Annotated in this window: 28 protein-coding genes; all 28 read left to right on the top strand. The window is 35.7% G+C overall.

The window, feature by feature from the left end:
- Positions 1-5: 5 nt before the first annotated feature.
- On the top strand, positions 6-836 hold the full coding sequence (locus tag RBU59_RS02735; protein WP_308146352.1) for a MotE family protein: 831 nt from the start codon (positions 6-8) through the stop codon (positions 834-836).
- Positions 837-914: 78 nt separating this feature from the next.
- Entirely contained in the window at positions 915-2,330 is a 1,416-nt protein-coding gene (locus RBU59_RS02730) for a flagellar hook-length control protein FliK (protein ID WP_308146351.1), read from the top strand.
- A 21-nt stretch (positions 2,331-2,351) separates the two neighbouring features.
- Entirely contained in the window at positions 2,352-3,185 is an 834-nt protein-coding gene (locus RBU59_RS02725; RefSeq protein WP_308146350.1) for a flagellar hook capping FlgD N-terminal domain-containing protein, read from the top strand.
- Positions 3,186-3,251: 66 nt separating this feature from the next.
- Positions 3,252-3,650 carry a TIGR02530 family flagellar biosynthesis protein gene (locus RBU59_RS02720; RefSeq protein WP_308146349.1) on the top strand — a complete coding sequence of 133 codons (399 nt, stop codon included), beginning with the start codon at positions 3,252-3,254 and terminating at the stop codon, positions 3,648-3,650.
- Between the two features lie 84 nt (positions 3,651-3,734).
- Entirely contained in the window at positions 3,735-5,207 is a 1,473-nt protein-coding gene (locus RBU59_RS02715) for a flagellar hook protein FlgE (protein ID WP_308146348.1), read from the top strand.
- A gap of 98 nt (positions 5,208-5,305) precedes the next feature.
- Positions 5,306-5,515: a flagellar FlbD family protein gene (locus RBU59_RS02710; protein WP_308146347.1), complete on the top strand. Its 210-nt coding sequence runs from the start codon at positions 5,306-5,308 to the stop codon at positions 5,513-5,515.
- 12 nt (positions 5,516-5,527) lie between these two features.
- On the top strand, positions 5,528-6,343 hold the full coding sequence (locus RBU59_RS02705) for a motility protein A (protein ID WP_308146346.1): 816 nt from the start codon (positions 5,528-5,530) through the stop codon (positions 6,341-6,343).
- Positions 6,336-7,154, top strand: coding sequence for an OmpA/MotB family protein (locus tag RBU59_RS02700; protein WP_308146345.1), 819 nt, complete (start codon positions 6,336-6,338; stop codon positions 7,152-7,154). The genes RBU59_RS02705 and RBU59_RS02700 overlap by 8 nt, the downstream gene beginning before the upstream one ends.
- 40 nt (positions 7,155-7,194) lie before the next feature.
- The gene (locus RBU59_RS02695; RefSeq protein ID WP_308146344.1) at positions 7,195-7,710 is read left to right on the top strand and encodes a flagellar basal body-associated FliL family protein; all 516 of its coding nucleotides are present in this window, start codon (positions 7,195-7,197) and stop codon (positions 7,708-7,710) included.
- A gap of 70 nt (positions 7,711-7,780) precedes the next feature.
- Complete coding sequence (gene fliM, locus RBU59_RS02690) at positions 7,781-8,758, top strand: flagellar motor switch protein FliM (RefSeq protein ID WP_308146343.1); 978 nt, start codon at positions 7,781-7,783, stop codon at positions 8,756-8,758.
- A 6-nt stretch (positions 8,759-8,764) separates the two neighbouring features.
- Positions 8,765-9,928, top strand: coding sequence for a flagellar motor switch phosphatase FliY (gene fliY / locus RBU59_RS02685; RefSeq protein WP_308146342.1), 1,164 nt, complete (start codon positions 8,765-8,767; stop codon positions 9,926-9,928).
- 36 nt (positions 9,929-9,964) lie between these two features.
- Positions 9,965-10,327 carry a response regulator gene (locus RBU59_RS02680; RefSeq protein ID WP_308146341.1) on the top strand — a complete coding sequence of 121 codons (363 nt, stop codon included), beginning with the start codon at positions 9,965-9,967 and terminating at the stop codon, positions 10,325-10,327.
- A gap of 27 nt (positions 10,328-10,354) precedes the next feature.
- Positions 10,355-10,750 carry a flagellar biosynthetic protein FliO gene (locus tag RBU59_RS02675; RefSeq protein WP_308146340.1) on the top strand — a complete coding sequence of 132 codons (396 nt, stop codon included), beginning with the start codon at positions 10,355-10,357 and terminating at the stop codon, positions 10,748-10,750.
- 15 nt (positions 10,751-10,765) lie between these two features.
- On the top strand, positions 10,766-11,632 hold the full coding sequence (gene fliP / locus RBU59_RS02670) for a flagellar type III secretion system pore protein FliP (RefSeq protein ID WP_308146339.1): 867 nt from the start codon (positions 10,766-10,768) through the stop codon (positions 11,630-11,632).
- A gap of 49 nt (positions 11,633-11,681) precedes the next feature.
- Positions 11,682-11,954, top strand: a complete 273-nt coding sequence (gene fliQ / locus RBU59_RS02665; protein WP_308146338.1) for a flagellar biosynthesis protein FliQ — start codon at positions 11,682-11,684, stop codon at positions 11,952-11,954.
- A gap of 32 nt (positions 11,955-11,986) precedes the next feature.
- Positions 11,987-12,718, top strand: a complete 732-nt coding sequence (gene fliR, locus RBU59_RS02660) for a flagellar biosynthetic protein FliR (protein WP_308146337.1) — start codon at positions 11,987-11,989, stop codon at positions 12,716-12,718.
- Positions 12,719-12,742: 24 nt separating this feature from the next.
- Entirely contained in the window at positions 12,743-13,852 is a 1,110-nt protein-coding gene (flhB, locus tag RBU59_RS02655) for a flagellar biosynthesis protein FlhB (protein WP_308146336.1), read from the top strand.
- A 258-nt stretch (positions 13,853-14,110) separates the two neighbouring features.
- Complete coding sequence (gene flhA / locus RBU59_RS02650; RefSeq protein WP_308146335.1) at positions 14,111-16,144, top strand: flagellar biosynthesis protein FlhA; 2,034 nt, start codon at positions 14,111-14,113, stop codon at positions 16,142-16,144.
- The gene (gene flhF / locus RBU59_RS02645) at positions 16,144-17,370 is read left to right on the top strand and encodes a flagellar biosynthesis protein FlhF (RefSeq protein WP_308146334.1); all 1,227 of its coding nucleotides are present in this window, start codon (positions 16,144-16,146) and stop codon (positions 17,368-17,370) included. The genes flhA and flhF overlap by 1 nt, the downstream gene beginning before the upstream one ends.
- Positions 17,370-18,287 (top strand): MinD/ParA family protein, encoded by a 918-nt coding sequence (locus RBU59_RS02640; RefSeq protein ID WP_308146333.1) that lies wholly within the window; start codon positions 17,370-17,372, stop codon positions 18,285-18,287. Before flhF ends, RBU59_RS02640 begins: the two co-directional genes overlap by 1 nt.
- A gap of 18 nt (positions 18,288-18,305) precedes the next feature.
- A complete protein-coding gene (locus RBU59_RS02635; protein WP_308146332.1) occupies positions 18,306-19,073 on the top strand; it encodes a flagellar brake protein in 768 nt (255 codons plus the stop codon).
- A 17-nt stretch (positions 19,074-19,090) separates the two neighbouring features.
- The gene (cheB, locus tag RBU59_RS02630; protein ID WP_308146331.1) at positions 19,091-20,209 is read left to right on the top strand and encodes a chemotaxis-specific protein-glutamate methyltransferase CheB; all 1,119 of its coding nucleotides are present in this window, start codon (positions 19,091-19,093) and stop codon (positions 20,207-20,209) included.
- Between the two features lies 1 nt (position 20,210).
- Positions 20,211-22,313, top strand: coding sequence for a chemotaxis protein CheA (locus RBU59_RS02625; RefSeq protein WP_308146330.1), 2,103 nt, complete (start codon positions 20,211-20,213; stop codon positions 22,311-22,313).
- 12 nt (positions 22,314-22,325) lie between these two features.
- The gene (locus RBU59_RS02620) at positions 22,326-22,778 is read left to right on the top strand and encodes a chemotaxis protein CheW (protein ID WP_308146329.1); all 453 of its coding nucleotides are present in this window, start codon (positions 22,326-22,328) and stop codon (positions 22,776-22,778) included.
- Positions 22,779-22,790: 12 nt separating this feature from the next.
- Positions 22,791-23,405 carry a chemotaxis protein CheC gene (locus RBU59_RS02615; protein WP_442871697.1) on the top strand — a complete coding sequence of 205 codons (615 nt, stop codon included), beginning with the start codon at positions 22,791-22,793 and terminating at the stop codon, positions 23,403-23,405.
- A gap of 7 nt (positions 23,406-23,412) precedes the next feature.
- Entirely contained in the window at positions 23,413-23,898 is a 486-nt protein-coding gene (locus RBU59_RS02610) for a chemotaxis protein CheD (protein ID WP_308146327.1), read from the top strand.
- 40 nt (positions 23,899-23,938) lie between these two features.
- Entirely contained in the window at positions 23,939-24,205 is a 267-nt protein-coding gene (locus RBU59_RS02605; protein WP_308146326.1) for a hypothetical protein, read from the top strand.
- 26 nt (positions 24,206-24,231) lie between these two features.
- Positions 24,232-24,999 carry a FliA/WhiG family RNA polymerase sigma factor gene (locus RBU59_RS02600; RefSeq protein ID WP_308146325.1) on the top strand — a complete coding sequence of 256 codons (768 nt, stop codon included), beginning with the start codon at positions 24,232-24,234 and terminating at the stop codon, positions 24,997-24,999.
- Positions 25,000-25,011: the final 12 nt, after the last annotated feature.

The raw sequence follows: 25,011 nt of genomic DNA, 5'->3' as shown, positions 1-25,011 counted from the left end.
AGAAAATGGCTAAAAAAAATAAGGAACTTGATAATAATGACAATGAAAAAAGCGCGGGGAGTAAAATAATTGCAGCCGTTATCGTATTGTTTATTGTTCTTATCTGGCTTGCAGTTTTTGCGGTATTGATTAAACTTGATGTAGGCGGATTTGGTAACTCGATTCTTAGGCCTTTATTAAAAGATGTGCCATTAGTAAATAAGATTCTTCCGGATGTGCCTGAAGAACAGATTGCTTATGAAAAAGATTATCCTTATTCCACCTTGGAAGAGGCGATTAATCGCATTAAAGAATTAGAAGCAGAACTTGATACTCAAAAAGAGAGCAAAAAGTCCACTGCTGATAAAGTGAAAGAATTAAACGCCGAGGTTAAGAGATTAAAAGTCTTTGAAGATAATCAAACTGCTTTTGAAGAAAAGGTAAAAGAATTTGAGGATAATGTGGTTTTTGCGGATCAGGCTCCGGACATTGAAGAATATAAAAAATATTATGAGAGTATTGACCCGACTCATGCGGAGGAAATATACAGACAGGTTATTGAACAGCTGCAATACTCACAAGCTATTAAGGAGAAAGCCGATATTTACCGTAAGATGAAACCTGCGCAAGCAGCCGCGGTTCTTCAAACAATGACTGCTGATATAGATTTTGTATCCGAGATGCTGTTAGCGATGAGACCATCGGAAAGTTCCCTGATATTGGCTCAGATGGATCCGACAGCTGCGGCAAAAATTACAAAAAAGATGCTTGATATGGATGCTGAAAAGCTGAATAAAAGTATAAGGAAAACAACAAATACAAATTCGACGGAAAGTGACAGTACATCAAATAACTAGTTTTACCAGAGACTTATGTCGGTATTTCCTATTCATACCGCTTAAGTATAAATATTATGAGAGAAAGGAGGAGAACCTATGACGCCCCAAAGCATAAAAGCGCAGACAGTTAATTTATTCTCTGATTTAAAAGCCGGTAACACATCTTCAGTGGCTAAAAGTTCCGGTAAAAATTTCAGCAGTATTATGGACAGCAATTTAAAATCCCAAGGTACCGATAAAAACGAGAAAAGTACTGTGAATGATAAGGCTGACAACAGTAAAGGCAATACCAAAACACCGGATACAGATAATAAAACTGTTACAAGGCAAGATACTGTTGTAGATACTAAGACGGTTAATAATAATGCTCAGGCAACCGGTAAAAAGGTAAATAATGAAAAACCGGATAAACTTCAAACTGAGGAATCTGCAGAGAATAACACAGAATCAGCCGGTTATATGGAAATTATTCAAAATATTCTAAGCATGCTGCAAAATACAGTACAAACAAGTCTGGGAATTAATGAAGATGAACTTAATAAGGCAATGGAAGACCTTGGTTTTACAACAATGGATTTATTTGATCCGGATAAACTGAAGCAGTTGGTTCTGCAAATAAATGGAGTCGATGACGTTTCAGACATTTTAACGGATGAAAATCTGGCTGACACAATTAACCAGCTTCTACAGGCTGTAGAAGATTTAAAAGAGAATCCGGATTTACCGATATCAAAAGAGGAGCTTTCAGATATTATAAGCCGCTTTCAGAAAGATCAATTAACTGATACACCGGCTCAGGCTGCTGAATTAAAAACAATGCCGGAAATAAAAGATCCTGAAATAAGCAACGTAACAGATGATAAACAAAAGGATATTAATTTTGAAATACATAATTTTACGGATAAGAATGCTGATACAGATTCAAATCAGTCTTTCAGCAAGGATTCCGATCAGAAAAAATCAGAAGTAAAAACTCAATCACCTATTGAGACGTTTATTCAGAATCTTGCTGTTAAGGGAAATGATAACGGGTTAAGTTTTACGGAACAGATTGCTAATGTAAGACAAATGCAGGATATTACAAGACAAATCGTAGAACAGATCAAAATTTTTATTAAACCTGAACAGACTTCCATGGAAATACAATTAAATCCGGAAAACCTTGGCAAAATCAATCTGTCCGTTGTTGCTAAAGACGGTATTATGACAGCACATTTTACGGCTCAAAATGAATTAGCGAAAGAAGCTATCGAAAGTCAAATGCAGGTTTTAAAGGATAACCTGAACAATCAGGGATTAAAAGTTGAATCCATCGAAGTAACGGTTTCAGATTTTTCTTTTGACCAAAGCAGTCAGACGCCAGGCGAAAGTGAAAAAGGGAAGCAGAATCATTCAGAGAATCATGAACTGAATGCGGCTGAGGCAGATCAACTTATGAATGCCAATGAAAATGAAACGCAGGATAACGGTTCGATGAACCAAACCGGCAGCAGTATTGATTATACCGCTTAATCTAAGAGAAAGGAGAAAAGAATGAGCGAAACAACACAATCAATTATTAATAGTTTGAGAAACCAAGCAAATGCAGGCAGAGAATCATCATCAAAAACCGGAGACAGCTCTTTAGGTAAAGATGCTTTTCTGCAGTTACTGGTAACCCAGATGAAATACCAGGATCCATTAAATCCTAGTTCAGATACTCAGTTTGTAGAACAATTAGCAACCTTTTCCCAGTTGGAACAGATGCAGAATCTGAATCAGACTTATTCCAATTCCCAGGCATTTGGATTAGTTGGTAAGAATGTTATTGTGAAAACAGCGGATTCTTCCGGTAAGAGTATTGAAACCAGCGGAACAGTAGATTGTGTAGTTATAACAAACGGAACCGCTAAATTAGCAATTAACGGTGATTTGAAGAATTTATATACTCTGGATCAGTTAGAGCAGGTAATTGATAATACTTATCTGATTAAACAAGGTCTTCCCTATATACCTAAGAAAGTTGAGGCGACTTTTGATAAATCAGATCCTAAGGACATATCCTTCGAGGTTAATCTAGGTAAAGGTGAAACGGTAGCTACCGATGTGGCAATAGTCATTGGAGGAAAAGCAGTGGATGAAAAGCTGGTATCGGTTAAAGGTACTACAGTAACGATCAAGAAAGAAGCTTTTAAAGACTTAGAGAATGGAGTTTATAAGCCGGCTTTAGTTTTTAATGATGCGTTATATACCACAATTACAGATGAAATAGCCATAACAGTAAAAGGTGAAGCACCTGCGGAGGTTCCAGATACCGGGGATGATAAAGACACAGGAGAGGATCCAGATACAAAGGAGGAGCCTGATACCGGGGATGGAACAGTTTAATAGATAACCATTAATATAATCAGTGATTGTTAAGGCTAGTACTGACAAGACAGAAAAGAGGTTTGTATGAATCCTATATCACAAGCTAATTTTACTTCCATTGAGTCAATGACTGGACAGCTCTTAAAAAATAAGAGTACCGTTACAAGTCAGGTTTCAGATAGCAGCAAAGTTTCTTTCCTGGATTTATTGGAAAAACAGCAGGCTGTTGAAACTGGTAAATTAAAATTTTCAAAACATGCCAATGACAGGCTTACCAGCCGGAAGATTGATTTGTCCGAAGAACAGCTGGAAAGGCTGAACACTGGTGCTAAAAAGGCACAAGAGAAGGGAATTAATGAGTCACTGGTTTTGGTTGACAATATAGCTTTTATTGTTAACATTAAAAATAAAACAGTGGTAACTGCTGTAAATGACAGTGATGATAAAGTTTTTACAAATATTGACGGTGCTATCATTATTTAAATATGCCGGACCTAAGGGAGGCATAGTACCCTTGACTGATTGATTGGGTACGCTAGCACATAATAATAAGGAGGTCATTTCATTATGATGAGGTCATTATATTCTGGTGTTTCGGGTTTAAGGGTTCACCAGACAAAGATGGATGTTATAGGTAACAATATAGCAAATGTTAATACAGTTGGTTTTAAAGCCAGTTCCGTAAATTTTTCCGATATATATTATCAGACTTTACAAAGTGCAACCGGGCCAAATGAAACAACCGGTGCAGCAGGACAAAATGCAAAACAGATCGGTCTTGGGGCAAGTGTAGCTTCCATCGTTGCATCAATTACCCAGACCGGAGGATCTCAAAGAACGGATAATCCATATGACGTTATGATTTCGGGAGATTCATTTTTTATCGTTAACAAAGGAGGCACGAACTATTTCACCAAAGCCGGTGATTTTCTGCCGGATAAAAATGGTACATTAGCTACTTCAAGCGGTGCCGTCGTTATGGGTTGGAAACCGGATCCCGCTGATCCGACAACGATCTTAAAAGATACGGTATCACCTCTTAGAATTATATCACCGGAGAATCTGTTTTCTCCTCCGGAGGCTACGACAGAAGCAAATATCGCAGGTAATATTGATCCTCAGGATAAGGACATTGTTCACAGCGGAAGTGGTAAATTTGTTTCAACATCTTTTTATGACAGTATTGGACAGGAATATACTGCTAAATATAAGGTATTACAGACAGGAGGTTCTACTAGTGCATATGATGTATCATTAACAGATATTACAGATAAAAACGGTAAATCTATATTTGTAAAATATGATGAAGCCAACAAAAAATATGTAGCCAATACTGCAATCGGTAATGTTAAATTCGGCGGTCAGACATTACCGAAAATAACGGATACGAATGTGGATCCGGTAACAGGTAAAATAACATGGCCGGCTTCCACCGGAAATAATACGATGTCTTTTAATGCAGCCGGTAAGTTTATCGGTATTGATGAAACGGCGACACCTCCAACCACGCCTTCTGATACATCAAAGAAATTAGAATTAAGTATTACCGTTACCGGAAATAATCCCTTTAAAAATATTAATGTTGATTTCTCCACCATAACCCAATACGGTGCCAGTGGAACAACCACAATAGAAGGAGATAATGGTACTACGGATGGCAAAAACGGTGGTAGAAAAGCAGGAACCATGAACGGTATCGGCATTGATACAGCCGGTAAAATTTATGGTAAATACGACAATGGTGATAGCAGATTATTAGGTCAGATTGCAGTTGCGTCATTTTCGAATCCCTCAGGTTTGGAATCGGTAGGAGACAATATGTTTGCGGAGACTCAGAATTCAGGAAATTTTGATGGAATCGGTCACGATGTTACCAGTGACGGCGGCGCTATGACCTCAGGTATCCTGGAAATGTCCAACGTGGATTTATCAGCCCAGTTTACAGATATGATTACAACCCAGAGAGGGTTTCAGGCAAACTCCAGGATTATAACAACTTCAGATACACTGTTAGAAGAATTAATTAATTTAAAACGTTAGAAGTAATATAATACATATCTGATGGCAGACAGTTATCTGCCATCAGAAAACCAAAATGGTAAAGCAAACAAGTTTATATCGAATATAGGGGGAGTTTAATGATTAATGTAACGAAAATGAATAATATGAATATAACAATAAATTCAGATCTTATTGAGACAATAGAAGAAACTCCTGATACAGTCATTACACTTACGACTGGGAAGAAATTACTGGTAAAAGAGAGTAGACAAGAGATTGTTAATCTTGTAAAATTATACAAAAAAGAACTTTTTTCGCGTTATATTAACGATAAAGAATACAGTTAGGTAGGTGGCGTTTTGAATATAGCTTCTATTTTAGGTTTATTAAGCGGAATTATAATAATGATTTTTGGTATGGTATTTAATCAGGATACCATGAGTTTTGAATTTCATAAAATAATGAATTTTTTAGATATTCCTTCAATGTTAATAACTTTCGGTGGCTCTTTTACCACATTAATCACTATGGAACCAAGCTTGAAATCTTACTTGGAAAAGTTAGCTTCTTTCCGCCTGGTTTTAAAAACTCCTGCTGTAAATGATATTGAAACGATTAGAAGTATTATTGAATTATCCAATGTAGCCAGAAAAGAGGGTCTTTTAGCATTAGAAGAAACAGCGAATGGCATTGAAGATGAATTTTTAAAAAAGGGCATTTTACTAATTGTAGATGGTACTGACCCTGAATTAGTACGAAGTATTCTGGAAACAGAACTTAATTGCATTGAGGGAAGGCATAATGATGTAATCGGATTTTGGGATAAGCTTTCTGCAATGGGTCCTGCCTGGGGTATGATCGGTACCTTAATCGGTTTGATTAACATGTTAAAAAATTTAAATGACCCATCTACAATTGGTCCGAATATGGCAGTAGCATTAGTTACTACGTTTTATGGTTCTTTGTTGGCAAACTGGGTATGTATACCGGTCGTAAATAAATTAAAAATAACCAATTCTTCTGAAATACAGATGAAAGAAGTTATTGTTGAAGGTTTATTATCGATTCAGGCAGGTGAAAATCCAAGAGTTATTGAAGAAAAATTAAAATCTTTCTTAAATCCTGTAAATCGTCTGGAGTTTGATCAGGCTGAAGGCGGTGAAATAGATGGCTAGAAAAAAAAAGGCGGAAGACGGTGGTGCAGGTGCCCCATGGTTAAGTACTTTCGCAGATTTAATGAATCTGCTGCTATGCTTCTTTGTTTTGCTTTTTGCTTCCTCCACAGTAGATGCCGAAAAATATGAAGAAATAGTTGCTTCCATGTCAAGCAGTTTTAGTATATTTAGCGGCGGCGGTTCTGCCATAGATGAGGGAAGATTAATTTCAACAGGTATATCACAGCTGAATGATTTATCCGATTATTATAATACGACTGGAAAGAGTACGGAGGATTCGTCATCTCCCAGTGAGGAGGAACAATCTGAAGCCATGCAGGAATTATTAGAGCAAAATAAAGCAGCCACCCAAGCTATTTATGATAAAGTTTCTGATTTAGCAGAACAAAAAAAACTGGATGATTATATTGAATTAAGTATAGACACCAATTACCGGTTTGTTAAAATTTCACTTAGCGGTTCCATTCTTTTTGATTCCGGAAAGGCTGATATCAAACCTGAAGCAGTACCAATTTTTAGTAAGGTGGGGGATATTTTACAAGTCTATAAGGATTATCATATTGAATTAGAAGGGCATACGGATAATGTACCGGTGAATCGTAACAATACTTTTAAAAATAATAATTGGTTATCTTCTGCCAGAGCATTAAATGCTGCTACCTATCTAATGAACGAAAAGAGATTAAATCCGAAAACGTTAAGCTGGACAGGCAGGGGAGAATATGATCCGGTTGCAAGTAATGCTACGCCTGAAGGCAGAGCAAAGAACAGACGTGTTGAGATTAAAATATATAATAATATAAATAATTAAGACATAAGAAACTTGCCTGAATAGGCAGATGGGAGACACTATGAAAAAAAACTTCTTAACGATTATCATCTTAGCATTAGGGATATTAAACATGATCTTAACAGCTGTTATTGTATTTGCTGTAGTACCTACAACGATGAGAACAAACAATCTGATATCCAAAGTAGCATCAACCATTGACTTGGAACTTGAGAGTCCGGATGAAAAGGATGCAGAGCAGGTTGATATTGCTGACATTGAGGTTTATCAGATACCGGAGGATTTGACAATAAACCTGAAGCAGGACCCGGGTGATACAAAAAGTCATTATGCATTAGTATCCGTATCCCTGTCTATTAATACAAAATCGGAGGATTATAAATCTCTGCAACCCACAATTGCAACGAATCAAAGTTCAATTACAGAAATTATTAACGATGAATTTTCGAAATACACGGTTTCCACTGTAAATGATAATAAAGAAAAAATAAAAACTGAGATATTAAAAAAGATACAGGAACATTTTAAATCAGATTTTATAATAAGTATTTCAGTCGGGAAATTAGTCGTTGAATAAAATATTTTGGTGATTTTATTCGAACTATGTGATAATATAGTATTAAGTAATCACCCGGGAGGTAATGACAATGGGCGACGTCTTGTCTCAAAATGAGATTGACAATCTGCTTAAGGCGTTAAGCAGTGGCGAACTAGACGCGGACGAATTTAAGGGGAATGGTGAAAAACAGGTAAAAAATTATGATTTTGCCAGACCGTCAAAGTTCTCAAAAGAGCATCTTAGAACTTTAGAGATTATATTTGAACATTATGGGAGATTGCTTTCTACGAATTTACCGGCATATTTTAGGAAAAATGTACAGGTTGAAGTTATGAATTCTGAGGCAGTTGCCTATTCTGAATTTACCAATGCATTGTCAAATCCGGTTTTATTAGGAATCGTAGATTTCTCACCATTGGAAGGTAATATCATTATTGAAATTGCAGACAATCTCGGATATGCGATGGTTGACCGTATGTTAGGCGGAGGTGGTGCACCATTAGAGAAAGCAAGAGATTTTACCGAGATTGAATTAACCATTATTGAAAGAATATTTAATGTATGTACCAATCTGTTAAGTGAACCATGGGAGAATGTCATTCACGTAGACCCAAGATTAATTCGAATCGAAACGAATTCACAGTTTGCGCAGATTATTGCACCAAGTGAAATGACTTCCATAGTAACTATGAATATAAAGATTGGTAATGTGGAAGGTATGATGAATGTCTGTCTGCCATATGCGTGTTTGGAGAGTGTAATAGATAAATTAAATACGAAATACTGGTTCTCAACTATGCAGGTTAAAGATGACGAAACGTATAAAGAACTAATTGAAGTTGCAATAGCAAAAGCGAAAATTCCTATTAAAGCAGTACTTGGTAAAAGCGCGATCTCAGTTAATGATTTTCTTGGTTTGCAGAGAGGCGATATTATTAAGTTAAATACAAAAGTAGAGGATGAGCTGAATATTTATGTTGGAAATATCAATAAATTTAAAGCATTACCGGGTGCATCTTCAGATTCTTATGCAGTAAGAATTTCATCAATTATGAGAGAGGAGTAACAGAATATGGATGGTATGTTATCTCAAGAAGAGATTAATGCGCTTCTAAGTGGGATGAGTTCTAACGAAGAGGGTGCGGAAACTAACACAGATTTAGAATCATTATCCGATGCTGAAAAAGATGCAATAGGTGAAATTTCTAATATAAGTATGGGAACAGCAGCAACTACTTTATCTTCCCTGGTTAATCAAAAGGTTATTATTACTACACCGGTGGTTTCTTATGCTACATGGGATGACTTGGCAGATAATTATACAAGGCCCTGTGTCTTTATTCAGATTTATTATAAGGATGGATTGGATGGAAATAATATCTTAATACTCAAAGAGTCCGATGTTAAGATCATAACCGATTTAATGATGGGCGGGGACGGTACTAATGTAGATGGTGAACTCTCCGAACTGCATTTAAGTGCAATCAGTGAAGCTATGAATCAGATGATGGGGTCTGCGTCAACATCTATTTCATCGATGTTGGAAAAAAGAGTGGATATCAGTCCTCCGATTGCCAAGCTGGTTGATTTGAATGATACAATTGATGCATCAGATATTTCTCCATTCCTGAAAAGCCGGTTCACGAAAGTATCTTTTAAAATGCAAATAGGAGATTTGGTAGACAGCGAATTGTTACAATTATATCCGTTTGATTTTGCAAGGGATTTATATAGAAAATTTATTAAAGAAAATCAGTCAGAAAATAATTCACAAAAAGCTGCAGAAGTGCCGCAGCCGCAGATAAAACAAGCAGAACCGGTAAATAACACCGCATCCAGTAATACGCAGATGCCGCAAGGACAGATACCGTATATGCAGCCAATGCAAGGCACACAAAATATGTATGGGGGGATGAATTTTATGATGCCACCAGTTCAAGATGTAAATGTACAGCCAGCTCAGTTCCAACCGTTTATGGTACCTCAGAATCCGGTTATTCAGCCTGAAAATATAGACTTGATAATGGATGTACCGTTAGAGGTAACCGTTGAATTAGGAAGAACAAGTAAATCAATAAAAGAAATACTTGAATTTTCGCCTGGTACTATTATTGAATTAAATAAACTTGCAGGTGAACCGATAGATGTTTTAGTAAATGGTAAGTTTGTAGCAAAAGGTGAGGTTGTTGTCATCGAAGAATCCTTTGGTATCCGGGTTACAGAAATAATTAAATAAACTAATATATAAAACATATGATAGGAGATTAAAATAATGGCAAAAAGTATATTAATTTGTGATGATGCAGCTTTTATGAGGATGATGATTAAGGATATTTTAAGTAAGAATGGTTATACAATCGTTGGCGAAGCTGAAAATGGAGTAAAAGCAGTAGAAAAATATAATGAAACCAGACCGGATTTAGTAATGATGGATATTACTATGCCTGAGATGGATGGAATCCAGGCTTTAAAGAAAATTAAAGCTGCAGATCCCAGTGCAAATATTATTATGTGTTCTGCTATGGGACAGCAAGCCATGGTTATCGAATCCATCCAATCCGGAGCAAAGGATTTTATTGTTAAACCATTTCAGGCAGATAGAGTACTTGAGGCGGTTAAAAAGGCTGTTGGTTAATTTTACAGTAATGCAATGGGAGCAATTATGATAATTTTAACGGCAGGAATTTCAAATATAGATAATCTGCTTCAATTACTTGGAGTAAGTATTTTATTTATTTTTATACTTGTTATAACTTATTATACAACAAAATTTGTTGGCGGAGCCAAGCTAAGCATTACAAAAAACAGTAATTTTAAAGTACTTGAGACTTATAAAATTGCTCAGAATAAATATCTTCAGTTAATTCAAATAGGTACAAGATATTTTGTTATCTCAGTTAGTAAAGATGACATTCGGTTTTTAACAGAGTTAAATGAAAATGAAATTTTAAAACAGGATGATATAAAACTGCAAAAAAGCAGCTTTACGGATCTGTTTAATAGTTCACTAAAGAAGTTAAAAGATAAAAATAAAAATGATCAGAAAAATGATCAATAGTAAAGGTTGGTATTCATGAATATATCTATTAAACGGCACTTAAGAAGCATGTATGAAAAGATCAGAATCTTATTTGTGATATGTATATTAACCTTTATTTTTGCTACGCCTGTTTATGCTACGGAAACGGGTAACAATAAAACGCCAGATACCAAGACGGAAGAAAATGCAAACACAGTAAATAATTCCGATTCGAATCTGAAGGGTAATATAGGACCTTTTGAATTTAACCTGGATACCGGAGGAGAGGATGGCGGATTAACCTCCACTTTGCAGATATTAGTTGTCTTAACCCTGATATCTTTAGCCCCTTCCATTATCATAATGGTTACATCCTTTACCCGAATATTAATAGTACTTCATTTTGTAAGATCTGCTCTTGGAACACAAACAACTCCGCCGAATCAAATATTAATCGGCTTAGCATTGTTTTTGACATTTTTTATAATGTCACCGGTATTTACACAAATTAATAATGATGCTGTAAAACCATTATCAAACGGGGAGATAACCCAGGAGCAGGCTATCACAGCCGGTGTTGCTCCGCTTCGGGAGTTTATGCTAAAACAGGTAAAACCCAAAGACTTAAAACTCTTTATGGATATTGCTGAAATTGGGACTGTTGAATCAGTCGACAAGATTCCAACAACAGTTATAATTCCTGCATTTATTATAAGTGAATTACGTATTGCATTTATAATAGGTTTTGTTATCTATATCCCATTTATAGTAATAGATATGGTCGTTGCATCGACGTTAATGTCTATGGGTATGATGATGCTTCCCCCTACAACAATATCTATGCCATTTAAAATACTGTTATTTATATTGGCAGACGGATGGGGACTGATTATAGGTGAATTAGTAAAAACATTTTATTGATTTATTATGTACTTTAGTCAGAAAGGAGTTATCAGGAAGAGAGGTTAAAATGAATGAAAATATTATTATTGACATTGCCCGAGATACACTTTGGTTAATTATTAAAGTATCAGCACCGATGCTGCTAACATCCTTAATAGTAGGTCTTGTTGTAAGTATCCTGCAGACAGTAACATCGATTCAAGAACAAACCCTCACTTTTGTTCCAAAGTTAATTGCCGTGTTTTTAGTTATTATGTTATTTGGAAGTTGGATTATGACAGAAGTCAGAGATTTTACAATTAATCTGATAACAAATATCGGCTACTACATCAAGTCCTAATGACATTTACAGTACATAATTTTGAGATTTTTTTGCTGATACTAGTGAGGATAACAGCATTCATCTATGTTGCACCGTTTTTTAGCTTAAAGAATGTTCCTCAGAAAGTTAAAGTAGGGTTTTCCCTGTTCTTTTCGTTGATATTATTTCAGACAGTACCGGGACAGATACAATATGATGGAGTTATTGGTTTTGCTGCTTTAGTATTCAATGAAATGATGGTTGGCTTAGTGATTGGCTTTTTTACTAATGTCAGTTATTATATATTAAGTTTTGCAGGCAGTATGATGGATATGGAAATCGGATTTTCCATGGTAAATGAGTTCGATCCCGTATCCAATATACAGACAACTATTACCAGTAATTATTATTCGTATATTGTCATGTTAATGATGTTAGTAACAAATTTACATCACTACATTATTATTGCAATGGTTGATGCTTTTAAAGTAATACCGGTAGGAGGAGCCTCTATTAACCCCAATTTATATATTCTTATGCTGAAATTTATAAAAGACTATTTTATTATTGGATTTCGCATTGTTTTACCAGTATTTGCAGGAATGCTGATCGTAAATTCTATTTTGGCAATTTTAGCAAAAATAGCACCTCAATTAAACATGTTTGTAATCGGCTTACAGCTGAAAGTTTTTGTTGGGTTATTAATACTGTTTCTGCTGGTAGGTTTTACGCAGACGGTTTCAGGGTTTATATTTGATGAGATGTTAACCATGATGAAATCAGCGATAGAAGCATTATCTTAAGGGAGTGTATGGGAGGTTAAATGCATGGAGAGGCTTTTAAAGTATAATCTGCAATATTTTGCAGAAGGAGCCGGGGGGGAAAAAACAGAAGAAGCTACCTCCAAAAAATTGACGGATGCAAGAAAAGAAGGCCAGGTTGCGAAAAGTACAGATTTAATTACGGCAGCAGCGCTTTTAGCATTATTTTGGACCTTAAAGACTTTCGTTGGAACAATTGGAAACAATTTTATCGGCACATTTATAAAAACCTATAACAGTATAGAAATCTTTGCGAAAGATGATTTTACTCATGCCACGGCGCAATGGATCTTTCAGGATACAGCATTTACAATTATCAGAATATCCATACCGGTATTTATATCAGCTTTTGTAGTAGCAATCATAACCAATGTAGCACAGGTAAAATGGCAGATTACAGGCAAACCGCTACAGCCCAAATTCAGTAAATTTAATCCGATTAAAGGATTTAAAAAGATATTTTCAAAAGATAAAATCGTAGAACTGATTAAAGAAGTTATAAAAATTGGAGTTATCATTTACCTTGCTTACGATACTCTAATAAAACATAAAGATTTGCTTTTAAAACTTTATGATATGGAATTATTACAGGCGATTTATTTAATCGGTAATATCGTCTTAGATTTGGGTTATAAGATCAGTATTATATTTCTTATGATTGGTTTTGCTGATTACATATACCAGAAATTTAAATTTAAAAAAGATATGAGGATGAGCAAGCAGGAAGTCAAAGATGAGTACAAACAAGCAGAAGGAGATCCTCAGGTTAAAGGTAAAATACGTTCGAAGATGAGAGAAGCTTCTCAACGAAGAATGATGCAGCATTTACCGGAAGCAGATGTAGTTATTACAAACCCAACTCATTTTGCTGCTGCAATTAAGTATGATAAAGAAACCTCAGAAGCGCCGATTCTTATTGCAAAAGGTGCGGATTATTTAGCACAAAAAATAAAAGAAGTCGCAAGGGAGAACAAGATTGAAATTGTAGAAAATAAACCTCTTGCAAGAATGTTATACTATAATGTGGAAATTGGAAATGAGATTCCGCCGGAGCTTTACCAGATGACGGCTGAAGTTCTGGCTTATGTATATAGTTTAAAGAATAAACAGGTTTAATATGCATTGCTAAGATTACCTGGGGTAGCAAGTATGAATAGCTTCGCCAAGACAAAACGAGCCATTAGAAGAATAAAATGGAAATAAAAGGTGCCGATTTCAAACTTCTTCCTCTATGAGCTGAGATGTCGGGCGGTATCATAATGGATGGTTGAGAGAAAATATAATGAAAGAAAGGATGCCACTTTATAAATCTTTCAACCGCATTTATTAGTGGCAATATCGCAAGCAGGCTTACGATATGCGATGGGTGTATAAATGAAAAAAGCAGATTTAGCCATAGGCCTGTATCTTCTGGCTGCAATAATCTTTCTGATTGTACCAATTCCTTCCGGTTTATTGGATATTTTATTAGCTATGAATATTTCAGTAGCTTTAATCGTCCTCTTTAACGCTTTATTTACAAAAGAAGTACTAAATATGGCTTCTTTCCCAACTATCCTGTTATTTACTACAATTTTCCGTATTTCTTTAAATGTATCTTCCACAAGACTAATTCTTACAACCGGTGAACCAGGTAATGTGGTAGAGACCTTTGGTAGATTTGTCGGTGGCGGAGATCCGATCGTTGGTATTGTTGTGTTTATCATTCTTATTTTAGTTCAGTTTATGGTAATTAATAAAGGTTCTGAAAGAGTTGCAGAGGTTACGGCCAGATTTACCTTAGATGCAATGCCCGGTAAACAGATGGCAATTGATGCGGATCTTAACACTGGTGCGATTACGGATACACAAGCGAGAGAACGGCGTGAAAAAATTCAGGAAGAATCAAGCTTCTTCGGTTCTATGGATGGTGCTACCAAATATGTAAAAGGGGATGCGGTAGCCGGCTTAATCATTACAGTAATCAATTTTGCAGGTGGAATCGCTATGGGTGTTATAAGACAGGGGATTCCAATGGCAGAAGCTTTTGATAAATATACCATATTAACCATTGGTGACGGCTTAGTAAGCCAGATACCATCCCTGTTGATTTCTTTGGCAACCGGTATTCTTGTTACAAAAGTATCTAAAGAAGCAGATTTTGGAGATTTACTGGTTAAGCAATTGTTTTCCATACCGAAAGTTCTATACATGGTTGGCGGTACTTTAATTTTTCTTGGTATTGTTACCCCGTTAAGCGCTCTTGTGTTCTGTACCTATGGTGTGGTATTTATTATATGCGGAAGGGTTATAGCCGGAAGGATTGAAGTTGATGATATTGAAGAACAGGCCTCTATGGATGAAATGTCGGGAGAAGAAATCAGAAAGCCTGAAAATGTAGTCTCTTTGTTGCAGGTTGATCCAATTGAATTAGAATTCGGTTATGGTATCATCCCGCTTGCTGATGTGAATCAGGGAGGTGACTTGTTAGACCGGGTTGTTCTGATTCGAAGACAAATAGCATTAGAGCTTGGCTGTGTTGTACCAATGATACGTCTTAGGGATAATATCCAGCTTAATCCGAATCAGTATGTAATTAAGATAAAAGGAATACCGGTAAGCGACGGTGAAATTTTATTTGATCACTATATGGCAATGAACCCCGGCTTTGTAGAAGAAGAAATTACAGGAATACCAACTTTTGAACCTTCATTCCATCTTCCCGCAATCTGGATAACAGAAAATCAGAGGGAAAGAGCTGAATCTGTGGGTTATACCGTAGTAGATCCTCCGTCGATTATCGCAACACATTTAACGGAAATTATAAGAGGTCACATACATGAATTATTAACCAGACAGGATGTACAAAACCTTATTAATAATGTACAGGAAGCAAATCCTACGCTGATAACAGAATTAGTTCCAAAACTATTAAGTGTGGGTGAAGTTCAGAAAGTATTACAAAATCTTCTGAAAGAAAGTATTTCTATAAGGGACTTAATAACTATTTTTGAAACCTTGGCAGATTATGCGGCTACCACCAGAGACACGGATGTATTAACAGAGTATGTAAGACAAAGTTTAAAAAGAGCAATCTCAAATAAATATTTTCCTTCCAGTGAAACTACTAGTGTCGTGACTCTTGATCCAAAGATTGAACAGGAAATCATGGGTTCTGTAAAACAAACAGAACAGGGTGCATATCTGGCATTAGATCCTGATAAGACGCAAAACATAATACATTCTGTGGAAGAAGAAATACAGAAATTAGAGAATATCGGTAAAAATCCTATTGTTATTACTTCTCCGATCGTGAGAATGTATTTTAAAAAATTAACACAAGACTATTTTAAAGATTTAATTGTTATATCTTATAATGAAATTGAATCTAATGTAGAATTACAGTCGGTAGGGATGGTGACAGTATAGTGATAATCAAGAAATTTCAAGCAGGTACAGAAACTGAGGCTATTATGCTTGCTAAAGATGAGTTGGGTAAAGACGCTATTGTAATGAACATAAAAACAGTTTCACCCAAAGGAATTTATAAACTATTCCGGAAAGCTTCTGTTGAGATAACGGCAGCAATTGATGATACCGTTACCCCAAAAAAGGATACTGCTAATCAAGATACTATGAAACAAGATATCACGAAAACAGAAAAGAGTAGTTTTAAATTTAATCCTAATATTATTTATGAAAGTTCTTTAACCGGTATTGAAAACGAAAATAAATTAACAGAAGACACGGATGAAACCTCAGCAATTGAAAAAAAATTGAATAATCTTCAGAATTTATTAGAAAGACAGTTGAATGAGAAAAAAATGGAGGAAAAGACTGAGATAAAAAAAGAGGAAGACAAAAATCTTCCCTATGTTCAGCTGATTTACAATCAACTTGTCAGGAATGAAATGGATGAAAAATATGCAAATCAAATATTAAGTGAAATAGAAAATAAGTTTAAAAAAGATGCCTCCATAGATAATGTTCTGGCAAATGTCTATCAAAAGATTATTTTGAAATTAGGGCAGCCTAAAACAATTGAACTGTTGGATAATCAAACAAAATATATATTTTTTATCGGACCTACAGGGGTTGGAAAAACCACTACTATCGCTAAAATTGCATCTAATTTAAAGTTGAATAAAAAGGCTAAAGTAGCTATGTTGACTTCAGATACCTATCGAATTGCCGCTGTAGAACAGCTTAGAACTTATGCTAATATTCTGGGAGTTCCCATGAAAGTAATTTATTCCGAAGATGAAATTAAGGATGCCAAAGAAGAATTTAAAGATTATGATGTGGTTCTAATCGATACGGCCGGCAGGTCCCATAAAAACCGTGAACAAAGAGATGATATCGAACGCTTAATCCAATCGGCAGATATAGAAGAAAGAGAAATATATCTGGTTTTAAGTGCTACCACCAAATATAAAGATTTAATCAAAATTACGGAAAGTTATTCTGAGATAACCAATTACAGGCTTATTTTTACTAAGTTGGATGAAACCATATCGGTTGGAAATATATTTAATATTAAAATGTTAACCAATGCTGATTTATCTTACGCGACCTATGGACAAAATGTTCCGGATGATATTGGTAAGATTGACACTCAGGAAACTGCTAAGAAGTTGTTAGGAGGCAATGATTAATGGATCAGGCAGAACAATTAAGGAATATTATTAAAAAAAACGCTGCCTGCCAGAGTCAGCCAACTCTTAATAACCAAAACCAACCCAGAAAAATGGCCCGCGTTATAACTGTGACCAGCGGGAAAGGCGGTGTTGGCAAGTCTAATATATCTGTAAACCTAGCCATACAGATGAGCCGATTGGGAAAACGTGTTATTATCTTGGACGCTGATTTTGGGTTAGCCAATGTCGAAGTTATGCTGGGAATCAGACCACAGTTTAATTTGGCAGATTTAATGTTTCGGGGGAAGGGTATTTCGGATATCATTACGAAAGGTCCCGAGAATATTGGATTTATATCCGGTGGCTCCGGTATACATGAATTAGCTAATATAAACAGAGATCAAATACTGTTTTTAACACAGAAACTTTATGAATTGGATGAATTAGCTGATATTATAATTATTGATACCGGAGCCGGTATAACGGATAGTGTGCTGGAATTTGTGACTGCCAGTTCGGAAGTATTATTGGTAGTGACGCCGGAACCTACATCTATAACGGATGCCTATGCATTACTTAAAACCCTGAACCGTAAAATGGATATTTCTTCGGAGAGTACAGTGATTAAAATGATCGCGAATCGTGTGGATTCCCATGAGGAAGCCAAGCAATTATATACTAAATTAAACTTGGTAGTAGAGAAGTTTCTTACTGTAAAGATGGATTTTTTAGGGGCAGTTCCACAGGATTCTAATGTAACAAAAGCTGTAATGCAACAGAAACCCTATTCTACCTTGTATCCCAATTCGTCCTCTTCCAGAGCAGTTTTTGAGTTGGCTAATATATTGTGTAATAACGTTACAAATAAAGTACATTCCATAAATGGAATAACAGGACTTTTTTCTAATTTAATACGTTTAAAATTCAAAAAATAATGGGCAGGGAGGCTGTTTATGGTTAGTGATGTAGTATCCATAGGTGATAAACTGGAATTAAAATTATTAAACTTCAGTACAAAAAAAGTTGAAGATGAAAGAGTTTATAAAAGTCAGGTTTTAGATTTTATCAGCGATGATACAGCCAGTATTTTAATGCCCATAGAAGGAGGCAGGATAATCCCTTTATCAGTTGGTGACAAATATAATATTTGCTTTTTTACCAAAAAAGGCCTTTTTCAATGTAAATGTGTAATAACAGAACGTGGACGGATTAATAATATTTATATTTTGAACGTTCAATTCACTTCAGATCTGGAAAAATACCAGAGAAGAAAATATTACAGACTAGAATACTTACTGGAATTTAAATATTATTTAATTACCGATATGGAAATATCGATTTTAAATAAACTGCGTAATAATAGTTTTAAAGATGAAGAAGAAAAGCAAGAATACATCCAAACCTTGGATAACTTAAAAAAAGAATGTTTATCCGGGACGATTTTAGATATAAGCGGCGGAGGAGCAAGATTTGTTTCAGAACATGGACATGAACATGGCAATATGGTACAGATGTCTGTGGAATTTAATAACAGCTTAGGTACAAAAGATTTTACTATACAGGCTATGATTATATCTTCAAATAAAATGATAAATCGTCAGGGATTTTATGAACATCGTGTTCAATTCATAGATATCTTAAAAGAAGAGAGAGAGGCTATTATAAAATTTATTTTTGAAGAGGAACGTCGTCAAAGAAAAAAAGAAAAAGGGCGAACTTAGTATAATGGAGGCGGAAAATGCAGAAAAAAGTTTTAGTTGTTGATGACTCTGCACTCATGAGAAGAGTGCTCTCTGATATAATAAATTTAGATTCAAGGTTTCATGTTACAAAAATAGCAATAAACGGGTTGGAGGCATTTAATCTTTTAGTTCAGGAAAGAGAAGTTTATGACGCTATCATATTAGATATAAATATGCCTAAGATGAGCGGACTGGAATTACTGGAACAATTAGATAAGCATAAAGTAAAAGCTACAGTAATTATAGTAAGTACGGTAGCGAAAGAAGGTGCGAAAGAAACAATCCGTGCATTGGAATTAGGAGCTTTTGATTTTGTAACAAAACCGGATAGCTTTTTTGATGTGAAAAGTGATAATTTTAAAAATAAGATTATCGACTGCCTGGCAGTTGCAACGAAACTATACCAGGAGACGGCAAAAGATGTGTTACCTCAGGAACAGCCGAACATGCCAAAAATCATTCCCTATGAATCTAAGAAAAAGCCTAACATTCAATTAGTACAAGCAGAAAGACCTGTTAATAAATCATTAAATACTAAAAAACTAGTGGCGATTGCCTGTTCTACAGGAGGGCCAAAAGCACTTGCACAGGTTGTACCTTTATTAACGGATAATTTGGGTTGCAGTGTACTGATAGTCCAGCATATGCCGGAAGGATTTACAGCTTCCTTAGCAAACCGGCTGAATGAGATGAGTAAAATTCAGGTAAGCGAAGCGGCAGATAAAGAAATAATTAAAAACGGAGCGGCTTATATTGCAAAAGGTGGTAAACAGATGCGTTTAACACCGGCAGGAAATGGTTCATGGCAGTTATCCGTTACGGAAGAACCGGCAAGGAACGGCTTAAGACCATGTGCTGATATTATGTATGAATCATTAGTTGATACGGATTTTACGGAAATCATCTGTGTTGTATTAACCGGAATGGGTGGCGATGGTACAAAAGGTATCAAAAAATTAAAAGAGAAAAAAAATATTTATGTTATAGCGCAGGATGAAGCAACCAGTACGGTTTATGGTATGCCAAAGGTAGTTGCAGAAGCAGGTCTTGTGAACGAAATTGTTCCCTTAGACCAAATATCCGGTGCTATACTAAAGAACTTGGGGGTGCGTTAAGATGGACGTTAGTCAATATCTTGAAATTTTTATCGATGAAACAAAAGAACATTTACAGAGTCTGAATGAACAGTTATTGGTTTTAGAAACTGAGCCGGAAAATACTGAAACAATTAATGAAATTTTCAGAGCCGCTCACTCCCTTAAAGGTATGGCAGGTACCATGGGATATAAGAGAATGCAGAGACTTACCCACGATATGGAAAATGTATTTTCCGAAATCAGAAATGGTAAGATGAGCGTTACTGCAGATTTAGTAGATGTATTGTTTAAAGGGCTGGATGCATTAGAAGCGTATTTAAGTAATATACAGGAAAGTGCGGACGAGGGAACCGAAGACTACGAAGACATAATAAATCAATTAAATACAATATTAAATATTGGTTTAGGCAAAGAGACAGCTAAGGAACCCAAGAAAGATACAGCGGAATCGACTGTGTCAGCAGCCGGTACTGCAGCTAATATAACGAAGAATACTATCATTAAGTATAATAACCTGACAATTGCCGATTATGAAAAAAGAGCAATTAATAAAGCGGAGGGTATGGGAATCAATGCTTTCGGAATTACTGTTTTTATTCAGGAATATTGTATTTTAAAAGCAGCCAGGGCATTTTTAGTATTTAAAGCTTTGGAAGAACTTGGTGATGTGATAAAATCCCAACCGGAAGTACAGGATATTGAAGATGAAAAATTTGATCTGGATTTTAGCGTAATTTTATTAACAAAAGCAAATGTAGATAAGATTAAAAGCCTGATTATGAATGTTTCCGAAGTCAAAGATGTTGCTATTGAACAAATCAGAGTAGACAATAGTGAGATTAACGATAATGTTGACGAAAATAGCGTTACAGTGGAAACAAATCAGGAAAAGGCAGCAAGTCAGACAGTATTAACCGGCAAAGGGTCCCAAGCGGCAGCGAAACAATCATCATCGAAACCGGTTGTTAACCGGTCTGTTCGTGTAGATATTGAAAAGCTGGATGTTTTAATGAACTTAGTTAGTGAATTAATCATTGCGAAAAACGGATTGGTGTCTATTAGCGCCAATGAGAAGAATACGAAAAATGAGTCCGGATTTAATGAACAGATTGAATATCTGGAACGAGTTACGACCAATCTTCATGAATCAGTTATGAAAGTCAGAATGGTTCCTATTGAAAGTGTAGTAAACCGCTTCCCTAGAATGATCCGTGACTTATCTAAAAAACTGGATAAGAAGATGGAACTGTATATGACCGGTGAGGAAACAGAACTGGATCGTACAGTTATTGACGAAATTGGTGATCCATTAATGCATTTACTTCGTAATGCAGCTGACCATGGTCTGGAAAGTAATGAAGAGCGTGTTGCTGCCGGTAAGCCTGCGGTGGGTTCTATTTACCTGGATGCATACCAGGATGGTAATAATGTAGTTATCGAGGTTCGGGATGACGGTGCCGGTATTAATGTTGAGAAAGTTAAGAAAAAAGCAGTGGAAAAGGGAACGATTACTGTCGAACAGGCTGAAGTAATGACCGATAAGGAAGTTATTGATTTGTTATTCAAACCAAGCTTTTCTACTGCCGAAGTAATATCTGATGTTTCAGGCAGGGGTGTAGGTCTTGATGTAGTAAAAACTAAGATTGAGGCACTTGGCGGTGATATTGAAGCAAAGACAAAATTAGGAGAAGGAAGTAATTTTATTATCCGTCTTCCATTAACTCTTGCTATTATACAGGCGCTTATGGTGGAACTGGGACCTGAAAAATATGCTATTCCATTAGGAAGTATTCAGACTATAGAAGATGTTGCTAATTCGGAAATTAAATATGTACATTCCAAAGAAGTAATTAATTTAAGAGGCACTGTTATTCCACTTATCCGGCTGGATAATCTGTTGGAAGTGCCAAAAACAGAAAAACAACAGGAAAACCTTACAGTAGTTATTGTTTCCAAGGGAGACAGGTTAGCCGGCATTGTGGTAGATAACTTAATCGGACAACAGGAAATTGTTATTAAATCCATTGGTAAGTACATTAACAATAATAAAATTATTGGTGGTGCAACCATTCTTGGTGATGGCGAAGTTGCCCTGATACTTGATGTAAATACTTTAGTCTAGGGGGTGGAAACGATGGAAGCAAATGTAAATGATTCAAAACAGTTTATAGTGGTGAAAATTGGTATTGAACAATATGGTATAGATATTAAATATGTGGATAATATTGTTAGAATGCAGAGAATAACCAGAGTTCCTAAGGCGCAGTCCTTTTTTAAAGGTGTTATCAATCTCCGAGGTGAGATTATTCCGGTTATGAGTATGAGACTGAAATTCGGACTGGAAGATGATGTGGTTACCAACGCTACCAGAATAATTATTATTAAATTAGAACCCCAGTCAGCCGTAGGTATTATTGTGGATGAGGTTAAGGAAGTTGTTACTTTGGACGATACAATGATAGAGAAAGTTACAAACAGTGCCGTAGAAGATAAATATGGTTACTTAAGCGGAATCGGTAAACATAAAGAAGGATTAATTTCCTTATTGAATATTTCCAGCGTAATCATTGAAAAAGAAACAGTTTAAGGAGTGTTACCATTGTCAAACATAAACTTTGATCAAATTGATAGTATGCAGTTCGACGTATTAAAAGAAATAGGAAATATCGGTGCAGGTAATGCTACTACAGCCCTTTCTACCATGATAAACGGTAAGGTAGATATGTGTGTTCCAAAAGTTGCACTACTTGAATTTAAAGAGCTTCCTGATATGGTAGGCGGTGCAGAAAATATTGTTGTTGGTATCTTAATTACCCTGGAGGGGGAAATTAGCGGTATGATGATGTTTATGATGGAACAAAAATCTGCTTATCATTTAGTCAATCTTTTAATGGGAAATTCCGTTGAAAACGAGGTATTTAGCGAAATGGAATTATCAGCATTAAAAGAAATCGGCAACATTATCGCAGGGGCGTATCTATCCTCCCTGTCAACACTGATTAATATTAGAATCGATGCCAGTGTTCCATATATGTCTATTGATATGGCCGGTGCTATTTTAAGCGTTCCAGCTATCGAATTTGGAAAAGTCGGTGACAAAGCTCTAATTATTGAAACACAATTTAGTAAAGACGATTCTGATGTAAATGGTTATTTCATATTAATCCCTACTATAGAATCATATGATGTAATACTGACATCTTTGGGATTATAGGGGGAATATGAGTGTAATGATAAAAGTTGGAATGGCAGATTTAAATGTCTGTGCGGCGCCGGAAGCGTTGACTACACTGGGACTTGGTTCCTGTGTCGGTATAGTTTTATATGACTCATTGAGTAAAACTGCTGGAATGGTGCATGTTATGTTACCGGACAGCACCAAGATTAAAAACAATGAGAATGTAGCAAAATTTGCTGACACAGGAATCGATGCTTTGATTTCTAAATTAATTTCCATAGGAGCTAACAGAAATCGTTTAATTGCCAAGATAGCGGGCGGAGCGCAAATGTTCGCTTTTAGTTCAAATAATGATATGCTACGTATAGGTGAACGGAATACGGAAGCCAGTAAATTAAAGTTGCAATCCTTAGGGATACGTATTATGGCTGAAGATACCGGATTAGATTATGGTAGAACCATAGAATTTTATCCGGAAACGGGACAGTTGTACATAAAATCAGTAGGGAAACCGCTAAAGATATTATAGGTAAACAAATGATTTATGTTAATCAGAAGAGGGTGATGATATGAGGGATAGATATATTGCTCCCGCCATTATGTTGGTTGCAGGGGCAGTAGTCAGCATTTTTAATATAATTAATGGTATTGACTTTTTAAAAGGTCTGGAACGATTATTACTCGTACTGATTTTATTTTACATACTGGGGAGAATCGCTGCCAGAATCATTAGAAAAGTAACAGCGACAGAGAAAGAACCTGATAGTATAGAAGAAAACATCCCAATGGAAGAAGAAGGTATAACCGAAGAAACAGAAGAAAATAAGGACGTATAAACACATGATACAAAAGGAGCACTATTATGAATGCGGAATGCAAAGCTAAACTTTGGGAGGATTATAGTAAATATAAATCTACCGAAAGTCGCGAAAAAATCATAATTGAATATGCTGGTTTAGTGAAAATTGTGGCAGGACGATTAAGCATGTATTTAGGCTATAATGTGGAATATGACGATTTAGTCGGATATGGGATTTTCGGGTTGATCGATGCGGTTGATAAATATGATTACAGCAAAGGTGTAAAATTTGAAACATATGCGAGTTTCAGGATACGTGGGGCAATATTGGATGAAATCCGTAAGATGGATTGGATACCAAGAACCTTAAGGCAAAAACAGAGAAAAATTGATGCTGCATACCAAAAAATAGAATCAGAGCAAGGAAGAGTAGCAACTGACGAAGAAGTTGCAAGCGAATTGGAGATTTCATTGGAAGAATTTGATGTTTGGCAAAGCCAGACAAAAGTATCGAATCTCCTTTCTCTAGATGAGTATATGGAACAGGGCAGTGAGGTTAAGATGGAATCGAGCCTTAGTGCACAATATGAAACTCCGGAAAAAATTATTGAAAAACAGGAATTAAAAGAAATATTAATTAAAACCTTGGATTCCTTAACGGAAAAGGAGAAAAAGGTGATAATTTTATATTATTATGAAGATTTAACATTAAAAGAAATTAGCTCAATATTGGAAGTATCGGAGTCTAGAATTTCTCAACTGCATACAAAAGCGCTACAGAAGATGAAGCTAAAGCTTGGAAGTAATGTTGATATTTTAATAAGGACTTAATGGGGAGGGAAC

It is taken from the genome of Anaerocolumna sp. MB42-C2, from assembly GCF_030913705.1.
In the GTDB taxonomy this organism is placed as follows: Bacteria; Bacillota; Clostridia; order Lachnospirales; family Lachnospiraceae; genus Anaerocolumna.
The sequence above is the reverse complement of the archived record's forward strand: the minus strand, read 5'-3'. Positions and strand labels throughout refer to the sequence as shown.